The organism is Pseudoalteromonas sp. LC2018020214, assembly GCF_016598755.1.
GTDB classification, from domain to species: Bacteria; Pseudomonadota; Gammaproteobacteria; order Enterobacterales; family Alteromonadaceae; genus Pseudoalteromonas; species Pseudoalteromonas distincta.
On record NZ_CP066805.1, the window covers coordinates 266,055 to 279,906 of the forward strand.

At 37.5% G+C, this 13,852-nt stretch carries 14 protein-coding genes; 1 reads left to right on the plus strand and 13 read right to left on the minus strand.

Going from position 1 to position 13,852, the window contains the following annotated elements; all coding sequences use genetic code 11:
• Window positions 1-7: 7 nt before the first annotated feature.
• From JG479_RS17660 to JG479_RS17720, 13 genes are all read right to left on the minus strand, one after another.
• Complete coding sequence (locus JG479_RS17660) at window positions 8-1,228, minus strand: glycosyl transferase (protein WP_002958673.1); 1,221 nt, start codon at window positions 1,226-1,228, stop codon at window positions 8-10.
• Window positions 1,221-2,966: an HAD-IIB family hydrolase gene (locus tag JG479_RS17665; protein ID WP_149603638.1), complete on the minus strand. Its 1,746-nt coding sequence runs from the start codon at window positions 2,964-2,966 to the stop codon at window positions 1,221-1,223. Before JG479_RS17665 ends, JG479_RS17660 begins: the two co-directional genes overlap by 8 nt.
• A gap of 145 nt (window positions 2,967-3,111) precedes the next feature.
• On the minus strand, window positions 3,112-4,350 hold the full coding sequence (locus JG479_RS17670) for a uracil-xanthine permease family protein (protein WP_200220607.1): 1,239 nt from the start codon (window positions 4,348-4,350) through the stop codon (window positions 3,112-3,114).
• 10 nt (window positions 4,351-4,360) lie between these two features.
• A complete protein-coding gene (gene upp, locus JG479_RS17675; RefSeq protein WP_002958676.1) occupies window positions 4,361-4,990 on the minus strand; it encodes a uracil phosphoribosyltransferase in 630 nt (209 codons plus the stop codon).
• Window positions 4,991-5,136: 146 nt separating this feature from the next.
• A complete protein-coding gene (locus JG479_RS17680; RefSeq protein ID WP_200220608.1) occupies window positions 5,137-6,093 on the minus strand; it encodes a phosphotransferase in 957 nt (318 codons plus the stop codon).
• Window positions 6,094-6,370: 277 nt separating this feature from the next.
• Complete coding sequence (locus tag JG479_RS17685) at window positions 6,371-6,778, minus strand: hypothetical protein (protein WP_200220609.1); 408 nt, start codon at window positions 6,776-6,778, stop codon at window positions 6,371-6,373.
• A gap of 124 nt (window positions 6,779-6,902) precedes the next feature.
• Window positions 6,903-7,877, minus strand: a complete 975-nt coding sequence (locus JG479_RS17690; RefSeq protein ID WP_200220610.1) for a hypothetical protein — start codon at window positions 7,875-7,877, stop codon at window positions 6,903-6,905.
• 591 nt (window positions 7,878-8,468) lie between these two features.
• Window positions 8,469-9,443: a transposase gene (locus tag JG479_RS17695; RefSeq protein ID WP_200220611.1), complete on the minus strand. Its 975-nt coding sequence runs from the start codon at window positions 9,441-9,443 to the stop codon at window positions 8,469-8,471.
• A 259-nt stretch (window positions 9,444-9,702) separates the two neighbouring features.
• Entirely contained in the window at window positions 9,703-10,146 is a 444-nt protein-coding gene (locus JG479_RS17700; RefSeq protein WP_121955211.1) for a hypothetical protein, read from the minus strand.
• A gap of 122 nt (window positions 10,147-10,268) precedes the next feature.
• A complete protein-coding gene (locus JG479_RS17705; RefSeq protein ID WP_200220612.1) occupies window positions 10,269-10,679 on the minus strand; it encodes a hypothetical protein in 411 nt (136 codons plus the stop codon).
• 123 nt (window positions 10,680-10,802) lie between these two features.
• Window positions 10,803-11,186 (minus strand): hypothetical protein, encoded by a 384-nt coding sequence (locus JG479_RS17710; RefSeq protein WP_200220613.1) that lies wholly within the window; start codon window positions 11,184-11,186, stop codon window positions 10,803-10,805.
• Window positions 11,187-11,279: 93 nt separating this feature from the next.
• Window positions 11,280-11,654 carry a hypothetical protein gene (locus tag JG479_RS17715; RefSeq protein WP_200220614.1) on the minus strand — a complete coding sequence of 125 codons (375 nt, stop codon included), beginning with the start codon at window positions 11,652-11,654 and terminating at the stop codon, window positions 11,280-11,282.
• A 121-nt stretch (window positions 11,655-11,775) separates the two neighbouring features.
• The gene (locus tag JG479_RS17720; protein WP_200220615.1) at window positions 11,776-12,198 is read right to left on the minus strand and encodes a hypothetical protein; all 423 of its coding nucleotides are present in this window, start codon (window positions 12,196-12,198) and stop codon (window positions 11,776-11,778) included.
• A gap of 229 nt (window positions 12,199-12,427) precedes the next feature.
• Between JG479_RS17720 and JG479_RS17725 the strand changes: the two genes are divergently transcribed.
• Window positions 12,428-13,396, plus strand: coding sequence for an integron integrase (locus JG479_RS17725; protein WP_193227147.1), 969 nt, complete (start codon window positions 12,428-12,430; stop codon window positions 13,394-13,396).
• Window positions 13,397-13,852 lie beyond the last annotated feature (456 nt).

Consider the following 13,852-nt stretch of genomic DNA (forward strand, 5'->3'; position numbering starts at 1 on the left):
ACGCAGGTTAACTATATTCTTCGTTATCTAGCTCTACGGCTTCTTTTAAGCGCTCAAGTACGTCTGGCATTGCTGATACAACACGGTTCCAACTTGGCACAAATGGCGCTTCCATTGGGTTTTCTAAAAAGTGTTGCCCTGCTTCCATAATATTTTGTGCAAACATTTCCACTGCTTTTTCTTCTTGGTGTACATCAAGCGTTAACCCGTTCATTAGCGCGTCGTTATGATACGTTTCTATAAAATCTAGACCAATACGGTAATAAGTTGCTTTTAATGAACGGATTGTTTCGCTGGTAAAAGTAACACCTTGAGTCGCCAGCTTTCTAAACAATGCCTTAGTAATATCAATCGACATTTTAGACAAACCTGCACTTTGATCATCAAGTGAAAGTTCTTGGTGTTTATGATCGTAATTATCGGCAATATCTACTTGGCACAAGCGGTTATGCGAATAGTTACGATACATTTCACTCAGTACACCTATTTCAAGGCCCCAATCACTTGGGATACGAATATCGTTTAATACATCGCGTCTAAACGAAAACTCACCTGCAAGTGGGTATCTAAAAGAGTCCATATATTCAAGGTAGTCGGTATTGCCTAAAATTGTTTTAAATGAGCGAAGCAATGGCGTTACTAATAAGCGCGATACACGGCCATTAATTTTGCCATTCGCAGTACGCGGGTAAAACCCTTTACAAAATTCATAGTTAAAGCGCGGATGCGCAACGGGGTAAATTAAGCGAGCAAGTAGGCTTCTGTCGTAGGTTAAAATATCGCAATCATGTAGCGCGATAGACTCTACTTCTGCTGTAGCTAATTTATAGCCCATGCAGTACCACACATTACGCCCTTTACCCAGCTCACGTGGTGCAACACCTAGCTCTTGTAATTCTTTATCTAGTGCTTGTAAGCGTGGGCCGTCGTTCCATAATACTTTATGGTTTTGGTTTAGCTCTTTAAAAAAGCCAAGTGCATGACGGTACTGTGCTTCGTCGGCTCTATCTAAGCCTATCGTAATTTGTGATAAATATGGTACTTCGCGTAATTCACTAACTATATTTTGCAGCGCAGGGCCTTCAAGTTCACTAAATAGCGAAGGAAGTATTAACCCCATAGGGCGCTGCTTACTAAAAGTAAGTAGCTCTTTTTCTAGGTCTTCTATTGGTCTGTCGGCAATATTATGTAGTGTTGTAATAATGCCATTTTGGTAAAAATCAGCCATGAGATGTTTGCTCCTCAGAAATACTTAAAATACTGCTAATACACGGCAACGACGTTATTTCTTCAATCCAGCCCAGCGGTGCTGGTGATTGAGAATATCGTGCTTTGTTGTGCGACAATTTAACCGGCTTTTTACTCGCCGGATTGGCAATAATAATGGCGATATTTGCGTGTTCTAACATTTGCTTATCGTTATCGCTATCACCCAGTGCTATAACCGTGAGAGGCTTTCTGAAATGATGGGTAAACTGTTTAACTAACCACTGCTGTGCAGCGCTTTTATCGGTATTTTTGGCAATATGAATGAAGCGTCCGCCAATTTTTATATCGTAGCCGAGTGCTTCAACATCGTTTACAAAGGCTGTGAGCAATTCGTCGTTGCCATACCAATAAAGTGGGTCTGAATAATCGCGAGTTTGTGCGCGCCTTGCTTGTGCATCGTTTAGCCCGGTAAGCTCTGATATTTGCTCACTCGATAAGTCACTAAACAATTTGTAATGCGCTTTATAATCCGCCTTTAAAGTATTTAAATCATTTAATAAACTCGATAACGGCTTTGCCATTGCGTAGCACCAATAAGCGCCTACTTTTTTACAACCAATTGGCTTTAATTCAAAATAGTCTTCTGGAATAAATACCGCTGCGCCGTTTTCGACAATAAAAGGCTGTTGAATATTTAAATCGTTTTTAAGCTCTATAACTTCGCAAAAAGTTTTACTGGTATTAAACACCACAGGAATATGTGCATTTTGCAGCTGCTGTAATAACTCACTGATATTATTGGTATTGTAATCGGCGTGATCGAGTAATGTACCGTCCAAATCTGTAAAAATAATAGGTTGAAGGGTGTCATCACTCGTTAGGTGCATACCGCTAATATCTCGGTTGCTATCAAGTTCAATTAAAGCATTTGCTTTAGCGCTCAGTGTGTTTAAGTTCTCACGCGTAATGCGCTCAAAATGAGAAATAAAATACACCAATTGCTCATTAGTCATGGTGCCTGAGCCTTCACCTTTTTTGGCTATTAGCTTTTGTTCTTGCTCTTGTCGCCATGTAAAAACATCACTAAAACTCGGTGCTTTTAGCATAACTGTATAATCAATTAGGTTAAAAACGGCTTTATATTCATTTGCCAAACAGCTATTTACACAGCGGCGCCAAACGCCTTCTTTATCAAACTGTTGCTCTAACTCGTTAAGCGGCTCACTTAATGAAAACAGCGGTTGTGGCTCACTGCCAACGCACCACCCTTCTAAAATAACAATATCAACTGGCTTTTCATTTGTTAGCCAATCACTTGTTGGCACGCAGTCGTCTTCGTGTTTATTAAAACGTGGAAGCGGTACGTTTACCTCTCCTGCCAGTAAATTAGTTATTGTGCTATTCATTAACGCTACGTCGTGAGTACCCGGTACTCCGCGAGTAGTAAAAAGAGGATGTACGTCTTTGGCAAGCTCAGTACGTGCTTGTTTTGCTAAATAAAAGTCATCAATTGACAATGCTACACTGTTAAGTGGTGTGTTTTTAGAAAACCACGTAACTAAGAAATCTGCGAGTGTTGTTTTTCCTGAGCCCTGGCATCCATTTATGGCAACAAAAATAGGAGTATTTGTTTTTTTAGATTCGAGGATGTCATGCGCAAGTGGAACAAAATATTGCTCACTCAAATATTGATACTTTAAAGGCAGTTGGTGTTTTGCTAAAAACGGGGTTATATCCACAATATTGGCCTCTGACATAGTAACTCCTTTGCATACGATGCGTTCTGGAAATTAAATGCAGGTAATAGACCATTATTATTTTTGTATATTTATTAGTAGGTTAAAAAAATAGCGCATTGAAAATGCGCTATTTTGGTGCAATATTTTTAACTTACGTGCACTATTAACTCTCTTGAGGCTGCGCCTTAGGTAATACAAGGTTGAGCACAATGCCTAAAATAGCGCATAAACTTACGCCCTCTAAACTAAATTGGCTACCACCAATATGCATACCGCCAATACCGCACACCAAAATAAGTGCAACAATACTTAAGTTACGTGGTGCTGTTAAATCATCGCCCGACTTAACTAATGTATTTAAACCCACTACAGCAATAGAGCCAAAAAGTAGAATCATAATGCCGCCCATTACAGGTACAGGTATAGTCTGTAAGCCAGATCCCATTTTAGCAACAAAGGCTAAAATAATGGCGATAATGGCTGTCCACATCATTACTTTAGGATTGAAGTTTTTGGTAAGCATTACTGCTCCCGTTACCTCTGAGTAAGTTGTGTTAGGCGGGCCGCCAAATAATGATGCAGCAGACGTCGCAAGGCCATCACCAAACAAAGTACGGTGAAGCCCAGGCTTTTTCAAAAAGTCTTTATTGGTTACTTGGCTTATAGCCATCATATCGCCAATATGCTCAATTGCAGGTGCTATTGCTACAGGCACCATAAACAAAATAGCCTGCCATTTAAACTCAGGCCATGTGAAGTTTGGTACAGCAAACCACTGTGCGTTAGTTACTGCATCAAATTGCACAACGCCCATTGCAAGCGATAAACAATAACCCGCTACAACCCCTGCCAGAATAGGTATAAGCTTAAATACGCCTTTTCCCCACACTGCAAAAATAAGCGTAACCATTAACGAGAACAACGAAATATAAATAGCGCTGTTGTAATCAATAATTTGAATACTGCCGTCGCCACTTTTACCCATCGCCATATTTACAGCAACAGGTGCAAGCGCTAAACCAATAACCATAATTACAGGGCCTACAACCACAGGCGGTAAAATTTTATGAAGCGTTGCAACGCCCTTAAATTTTACTAATAAACTTAAAAGCATATAAGCAAAGCCCGCTACCATTAAGCCGCCCATAGTGGCTGGCACGCCCCACATTTGCACAGCGGCAATAATGGGTGCAATAAAAGCAAATGATGATGCTAAAAATATAGGCACTTGGCCTTTAGTCACTACCTGAAACAGCAAAGTACCAATGCCAGCGGTAAAAAGCGCAACATTAGGATCCAAGCCCGTTAAAAGTGGCACTAATACCAGCGCACCAAATGCTACAAACAGCATTTGCGCGCCTGTTAAAATAGTTTTTATTGAAAAGGTGTCATTATTTTGCACTTAAAGACTCCTAAACAGTACCGAATATTTTGTCACCCGCATCGCCTAAACCAGGGATAATATAGCCCTTTTCGTTTAAGTGGCTATCTACAGAGGCTGTAAATATTTCTACGTCGGGATGTGCTGTAAGTGTTTTTTCCACACCTTCTGGTGCAGCTACTAATACAATTACTTTGATTTCTTTACAGCCTGCTTTTTTAAGCATATCGATTGTGGCAATCATTGAGCCACCTGTTGCAAGCATAGGGTCAATAACTAAGCTTAAGCGCTCATCAATATTACCTACTAGCTTTTCAAAATATGGTACTGGCTCTAGCGTTTCTTCGTTACGTTCAAGACCAACAACACTTACTTTAGCCGCCGGTAATAACTGCATAACACCGTCCATCATGCCAAGACCTGCGCGTAAAATAGGCACTACGGTAATTTTTTTACCTTTAATATGCTCTACTTTTAATTTATTGCCATCCCAGCCTGTAATTTCGTTATCTTCTAACTGTAGGTTTTTAGTTGCTTCGTAAGTTAATAAGGTTCCAACTTCAGAACATAATTCACGAAAGCTTTTAGTACTAATACCATGCGCTCGCATTAGGCCTAGTTTATGTTGAACAAGAGGGTGTGAAATAACGTGAATTGCCATGATATAAACCTACTGATACAAGAATTTGCAGTATTTTATATTAAAAAAGGTCATTTGACCTGTAGTTTTAAAGAGATTTTCATACATCGTGCCAAAATGTATTGTTTTGCTTGATATTTATGCAAGCAATCAACCCGTTGTGTTTATTAAATGTTACTCGCTAACCAGCTGTTTACTTGCTGTTGCATATAACTATTTATTTTTTGGTGCTCGGGGCTCCAGCCAGCTAAAAATCGATAAAAGTCAGCCCATGCAGAAGGCCATAAAGCGAGCCAATCGTCAGCTATTTTACTTGCTGGTGCTGTAGGGTGATAAGTAGTAATAGCAGCCTTTAAATTGTCAAAATAATACGCAATGTACTCATCAGCGCACTCGTGTAATTGTGCATCACTTAAGCAACTGGTCATAAAATACATTACATCAATAATCCCGCAACCTGCACCTATATATTGAAAATCATAACCGAGTATTTCATCGCGCTCATTTGCTGCAAAGTTAGCAAGTTTTGCATCGCCATGAATCAGCGTTTTATACGCACAACTTTGTAGCTGCTCATCTATTTTATGTGCAGCATTTTTAATATCGGACTTTTTATCAAGGTTATCTTTTAGTTTATTAAACTCATCTGGGCGCGTGCTTAAATGCCAGTAGTTGCCTTGCTGCCATAACCCTTCAGCGGGTTTACTTAAGTTAAACGCATGAAAGTGTGCAAGCCACCTTAATATAGCTTTAACATGTTGTGGCCCTGCTTGAGTAAACCCATGTTTGGTGAAATCCTTAAACACCAGCGCATATTCATCATCTTTATTAATTGCACCTATACATTCAATACTTTGCGCATGTACTGGTAAATGCTGGCTATAAAGCTTATAAAATGTGTATTCAACACTATATGAATGCTGCTTTCTTTTAAGCGCAAATTCGCTTTGTTTAATTTTAGGATGGTATATATAACTGGGTATTTTAATAGCTTTAATAACGCAGGCTTTATCATCAAGCTGGCACTGCACAATACTGCCACATCCACTCCAAAGTGATGTAAGCGTATCGCCAATTTCAATGTGCTTAAAGTGAGGTTGTAATAAAGGAATGTAAAATGCCATAGCTATATTAAGTAATTAAGTTTTTTGTAGTTTAACATTAGTGGACGTTTTTAATAAAACTAAGGCATAAAAAAGCCCCACTTGGTTTTATACAAGTTTGTATGTAAATAGTCGCCAAAATCACTATGCCACTACACTTTGATTTTGAAATTAACTGGGTAAAACCATGTCTTCCTAGGTTGAGTATATCTAGGCATTTTAGCCTCCTCAAAGTGATGAGGAGGTGTCCACTAAAACGGGTGAGGAACATTATCCGTTAGAACGTCTTGTTATAAAGCTATAGCGCTATTTCTTGAGAATCATACTTTTCAAGATATACAGCTACTTCATCAGGATGCCAAGGTACATATACAATATCTGTTGCACGATAATCATTGATTAATTTATTTAGATATTTTCCGCTAGCGTGGCAAGCCAAAATAACTCCACTCTCAAAACTAGATTGAATTCTCTCTGTTAGCAGAAAAATTTTTATGCCTTTATTATTTATGAAACCATCTTTTTTTAGCTGTTTTACAAAGGTTTCATCTAATGCATCTTGAATTGTTCCCGATAGATTAGATTTACCATGAACTGCTAACGCTACTTCATTAGTTCCATTCTTAATTGCAATTTTAATCGCACTTTCGAGCCCCTTTAAGAAACCTTCTTGATTTGGGCCCTCTGATTTTACGTGATACTTCATACATCTTCCTTGCTTTATAACGCCCATTTAAGAGGCAAAATATAGTTGGCTAAAATAGGTGAACGTAGTGAACAAAAAGCCAACTGTATTTTGTCCTGCTTGAAATTCTTGTTAGGCTTTTTTACTATTGGGACGATTTGAAGAACCTAGTCCCAACATCATAAATAGAAGTAAGAGTTGAAGTAATAGGAATACCACCAAACAGAGCTAAATCAGTCGTTAATGTTCCAACATACTTAGTAGCAATTATACCGCAGTCTTTATTTCTTGTTTCAAGCTGCTCTGAAGCAGTAATTAACCCACTAATAGTATCAATTCTTTCTTTCTGATTTAGGTAGTAAGCAATTTCAGCTATTTTCAAAGACTCTGGAGTTTTAAGTAAACGCTTAGCATCTTTAAGTGTTTTTTCTACCTCAATAATTTGGAAAGAATTATCTACATCGTCTGATAGTAGCAGCTTCAATGCTTCATCTTTTTTATAAAAAGAATAATTATGTGTTGATACATTATCTTTAAAATATGGGTGACTAAGAAATGGTTCTACATTATCCTCTTGAGCAGCGGCTAAAATTAAGCCAAGTCCGTGCCCAATACCGTATGGCTCTAATCTCCAAGCATATTCAGGCCCTAAAGCTGTTTTTCCAGAACGTTGTAAAAACTCCTCAGTCCTTTCTTTTCCAGCACGAAGATCGTATTCATGTGGAGGACCAAGCATTATGGCTTCAGATAAGTCATTTAATTTATATTGATTTTCAAGTTCAATTGCCAGCTCTTCATACTTATATAAATCTTTTACTACAACCATGCCTTTATCTAAAGCCCAACGTAAAATTTTGGGCCCAGTCATATCACTATTAGCGGGTAATTTTTCATCCGCTAGTGGGACACCTAAAGGATCACATTTATATTTACCCTTTGAATCAGGAAGTAACGCAAATCGACTATCAGTCCCCCAACCAGTCAAAAAATCTTTTTCCTTAAAATGATCATATCGTTGAGACACCCATACTTCTGAGTGTCGGATATCTACTGATGCTAACACTGCTAAGAGTCGTGCAGGGTCAAAAATGGTTGCTGCATCAATGATTATTGGTTTCATTAACACTCCGAAGATTAAAGTAAATGCTGAAAGCCTAACGCCTAAATAAGAGGCGGATAATAGCTGGCTAAAATTAGTGAGGCACGAACGACAGCCAGCTGTTAGGCGTCCTGCTTGATTTTATTGTTATGTAGCATTTTTACACCTTAACGTAATTTCTGCTACAAAAACCTCACTATTTATAAATGTGAATTTTTCAAATTGAACATACTCGATAATATAACCAATCTGACTTAATTCTTTAGCTAAATTTATATAAAAATTAGTTGATGATAATGCAGCTTCAAATTTATTCATTAGAGGGATTAACGCTGGATTATGTAAATTTCCAGATGATGCTATAGCGGCATTGAATTCTAAAGGAATAATAGTTTTATAAAGCTAAACTGGACAGCCATTCTAATTGAACAAACAAAATGTTGCCATAAAATTTAATTTGTAGGCTAATAATATATCTTTTATCGACAGGTTATTTTTATTTCATCCATCAAATAAGTCACTAGCGCTCTTAATCTAAATTGCACGCATGAAAATGACTGCATGGTGCAGTTGTGATTTTTTACTGAATAGTTTTACTGAGTAGTTTAAATTTTATGCCAGTAGCTTTTCGCAGTTACTGATATTCGTTCGCCGCTTTCGGTTTAAGTTTTCACAATAACCTTCTTGTGAGACTGGTCTGCCCACTGCGCCATGAAATACGCGCGTAAATTGGGTTGTAAGCTTTAACCAGTTTTCTGGAGATATATTCACCTTTTCTAGTAAAGGCAAGTGTGTACTTTCAATATACCCTCGCTTATTTTCTCGTATACAACGTCCTGTTAATTCAACAAGTTCAAGGTACGATTTAAGCTCAAACGGCAGCCCTTTTGGCATTATCTGACGTGGCATGCCTGAAAAGCGCTGTAGTTTTTTTGGTTGTTTACCATCCTTTGCATACGTTAAACGCTGTTTGATGCTGGTATGGCCTGAATCCTCTGGAGTGTTAGCCATTTTAGCTCTAATGGGATTTAAGTCGACATACGCCATGCAGGCCGCTAGGGCTGCTTCATCTAGTAATGCCTGCGATTTGAATCTACCCTCCCAGAACCGTCCAGTGCAGTTATCTTCTTTATTTGCTCTGCGAGCAATGTCTTCATTTAATAGCCGCATAAACCAGCTGATACTTGATAGGCGCTCTCGGTATTGCTTAACCGTTTGATTGAAAAAGATGAGTTCAACTTTACTTAGCTTTTCACCTTGTACATATTTTTGCGTTAGCAATGTGCCTTTATAGAGTTTATGCCAGCGAATAATAATCGCTTTATCGTTTAATCGATTCGCTTTTTTATCATCAACATACAGTACTAAGTGGGTGTGATTACTCATAACAGCGTAAGCACATACATCAATACAAAATACCTTCGCTAATTCAAGCAGCTTATCTTCAACCCACCCTCGTCGATGCTCGTAAGATTGACCAGTAAAACGGTCTTCGCCACATAAAAATGCACGGCGCACGCAACGCGAAATACAGTGGTAGTATTTTGTATCAACCAAACTTACTTGTCGTTTTCTTGCAATTGCCATAAGACGCCCTGCTTTTTTTTTGTACTAATAAAAGGCTAGCCTTTTATTTTGAAAAGTGCAAAATTTAGGATGGGTGTCTAATTTGTTTTCTTGTAAATAGTGGCCAAAATCACTATGCCACAACACTTTGATTTTGAAATTAACTGGATAAAACCATGTCTTCCTAGGTTGAGTATATTTAGGCATTTTAGCCTCTTCAAAGTGATGAGGAGGTGTCCACTAAAACGGGTGAGGAGCAATGTCCTGCTTGAATGGTTTGTTATGTAACCTTTATACCACTTTCCTCAAAAAACTTTTCTAATTTACTTTTATTAATGTTTGATAGAAAAGCAAAAGATCTAAAGGTAATACCGACTTTAGATTTAAAGTCTATTAGGTGACCCAGCGGACCAAGATTATAGGAGCGTATTTCTTGAAGTGAATCAAGTGCAATGTCATCTTTAAAAAAGCCATAACCGTAAAAGTACAACCTATTTTGATGAATTTGAAAAACAGGCTTACTTAAAGCTCTAATAGACCAAACCCAAAGGATAAAACCAACACCAAATAAAATAATCAAAGTAAAATCTAAACGATAGTTAAGCAAGCTAAGTAATAATTCATCATCGCTCCTATTACGAGCCTCTAAGAAATAAACACCTAAAAAGGTTCCTATCGGAACTCCAGGTATTACCCAGATGTACATCAAGAATGCTTTCCACATTGGATAATGTTCTGTGGACGAGTTTCTCCAGAATTTCACGATTCTTCCTTGGTTACATAACGCCTAAATAACAGGCTAAAAATAGTGGGCTAAAATGGAGCGGAGCGAACAGCCCGCTGTTTTTAGTCCTTGTTGATTTGCTTGTTATGTGTAATTTGGTAAACAGCGAAATACCAAAACACCACGGCAGCAACCACGCCAACTAAAGTACAAAATAATGCTTGAGTAAACAAGTCTGATGCAGAGTCTTCCCCAAATGGTTTTAGTAGGTAAATAAATCCAAGTGATGGAATAACAGCAATTAAAGCATACCAACCTAAACTAACTTTATTATGCTTTTTAAGATATAAGTGAATAGGTAAAGACCAACAAATTGTAACTATTAAGCTAACAAAAGCTGCCACACTAGACATTAACAAAGCCATTTTAAAATCATAATACTCTGAATTAAGCGTGCCTATATAAGTAACAATAAATGTAATAAGAAATGTTGTGAATATAGTTGCTAAAATTGCGACAAATGTTGATTTCATAGTTTACACATAACTTTTAAATAAGGGGCGCAGGCATGTGGGCTAAAATCCGAACGAAGTGAGCAGCCCACATGTTTGCGTCCCAGCCCGCGCAGCGGGCGAACTTAATTTTTTTGTTATGTCTCATTGGTAAAAAACTTCCTTGAATATGCTCGGAGCACAATAGTCATTTAAGCTGACCATTATGAAGTGCTTTCTCACAAGCCCCGCATCTATTTCATACCATGCCTTTGTTTGGTTATCTTCTTCATACAAGTCTAGAGGGAAGATGAATGTTGGTTCTACAAGGCTGTCTGATACCAGCCGCACTGAATAAGAACTTTGACCTTCAATGCTCTCTGGTAATTTAATAGTTACAAAGAAGTTTGAACCTCTAAGGGTTGTATCAATAGCAACATCTTCGACATGTTTGGAATTGAACTGTTCGCGCATTTCATCGGTTACTATACAGGATGAGGCAAGACAGCCAAAATTGACTAATAGAAGTAATAAAAAAATTAACCGCATTTATCAATTCCTTCTGAGACATAACGCCCCAAGCAGCGGAAAACGCGAACGCTTTGGCGCAGCCAGTGAGTGGTTTTCCGATGACTTGGTTTGTTATGTTGCATTATTACGACGCAACTTGTAAAAATTAAATGCTTCATATGCCAATAAAACTGCCATGCCGCCCGCAAGTATCTGGTAAGCCAAAACTATTTCAGGCATGCCACATGAACCAGAATATGCATGCCCCCAGTGCCAAATATACGCTGGCCAATATGTAAAGGTAGTGACGAATAATAGAGGAACCCAAACTCTTTTGTAGTTTGATAACAAGCGTATAGTAATTGACAATAAACAAAGTGCGATAGCTAATGAAAAAAATATTTTAGCTTGGAGTTCATGTTGTTCATATAAACCTTCAGGTGGTGAAAAGCATGCATAGGAGCTGGCCGAAAATAAACAAGATAATAAAAATATAGAAATTTTCAATTACACTTCCTTTGCAACATAAAACGCCCGCATAATGGGCGTATTAGACTTGGCTAAAATTAGCGAAGAATGAGCGTCCAGCCAAGTTTAAGACGTCCATTATTAATGCGCTTGTTATACGCTAAAAGCCATAATTGAAAGACCACCCTACTGAAGCATATACAGTTTCTTCAGTGACACCAATAGTCAGATTTGATAGAAAAAACCTTAAGGTTCCTTCAATAGCTAATGCAGAGTTTTTCCCATTAAATACATGAGTATTTTCTTCATATGGTTTAATGTAGCTCAAACCAATATCATAGCCGCCAAAATACTGAAATTTAGAAAATGACACTGTAACCTTTTGACCATGGGTTCCAAGTCCATATCTATATGATATCCCCTTAGCACCTCCTTCTAAAGGTTCCTGATCCCAATAGCCCAAATATATATATTCACCTATGAACTGATCACCAATATTGACCGAATGGAATATGGGTGAATCAAGAGCTTTTGCCTTAAACGGTATGATTAATATAATAGTAATTAAAAATAAAAGTTTCATTAGCGTATAACAATTTAATAGTGCGCTCATCGCGCATATTTCTGCCAACGATACGCTCATGTATTTTATAAATCATTTTTACCAAATAACTTAACACATTGCTATATATAATTTTTATTAGCATTCAAACTCTCAATAAAAGAGAAAATGCGCTCGCCGCTCATTTTCTTGAATATGTGTGCATCACAACTATACTGTATATAAAAACAGCGCCATTATTGGTAATAGTATGAAAACACGTTCCCCATTTTTAAATTATATAGCCGATTATATGTTGGTACGTCAGTATTCATTACGCACCGTAGATACCTACCTAAGATGGATTGCATCTTATATCCATTTTCATAATAAACGCCATCCCGCCTCAATGGGGGACAATGAAGTCGAACGCTACTTAGAACATTTAGTGTTAAAGCAAAACGTTGCACCACGTACGCAAGCCACCGCACTCAATTCATTGTCATTTTTATACAAGCACATAATAAAAAAAGAACTCTCATTAAATTTAAATTTTGCCCGTAGTAAAAAACCAGCAAAGCTCCCTGTGGTGATGACCCCAGAGGAAGTTAAAATGTTGATGGCTCATTTAAATAAGCGCTATTATTTAATTGCAGCCCTTATGTATGGAAGTGGCTTAAGAGTAATGGAAGCGGTGCAATTAAGAGTAAAAGATATTGATTTTGATTATAAATGCATTCAAGTATGGAATGGAAAAGGTAATAAACACCGCATTGTTACGCTGGCCACAGAGCTAATTCCTATGCTGAGAAATCAAATTTTGAACGTTGATGACTATTTAAAACTGGATTTAAATAATACGGAATATTCTGGCGTATGGATGCCATATGCTTTAACAAAAAAATATCCAAGTGCCGCAAAATCGCTTGCGTGGCAATATTTATTTCCTTCTCATATATTAAGTTCAGATCCTCAAAGTGGTGAAATAAGGCGACATCATTTTCATCACTCTTGTATTAGAAAAGAGATTAAAAAAGCCGTCCAAAAATCAGGGTTAACAAAAATAATAACACCTCATACATTGAGACACTCTTTTGCTACTCATCTACTGCAAAGTGGCGCCGATATAAGAACTGTTCAAGCTCAGCTTGGCCATTCTGATGTTAAAACTACACAAATTTATACCCATGTACTACAGCAAGGTGCTAACGGGGTTGTTAGCCCTTTTTCAAGATTATAAGCGTCTCTTTTTAATCCTCTACAGATACATATTCACTTTCAAACCAATACCGTCATCTATTTCTACTTTAAATAACACATAAAAAAGCCCCGCTTGTTTTTACACAAGCGGGGCCCCACACTAATTCTTTACTCAACAATAAAAGCGCCGATACTGCTGTCAGTTTTGAATTAAGTTTGTGATTTTATTCACCGACACGACTGTAATTAATACTAAGGGGATATTAATAAAGTTTGTGATATTAACCAATTATAATCAATAAGACTCAGCCTAATATTAATTAAGATTGTGATGATAAATTAACAGCTTTAAATTTAGAATATATTAAAAACCGCTTAGATTAGATAGGTTGCTTTTATGTTATTAATTATTTCATATTGTTAATCAAGTTACATCTAATGAATAGAAAATACAAGTGCATTTTTCCTAGTCAAAAATTTACATGAATGAGATTGC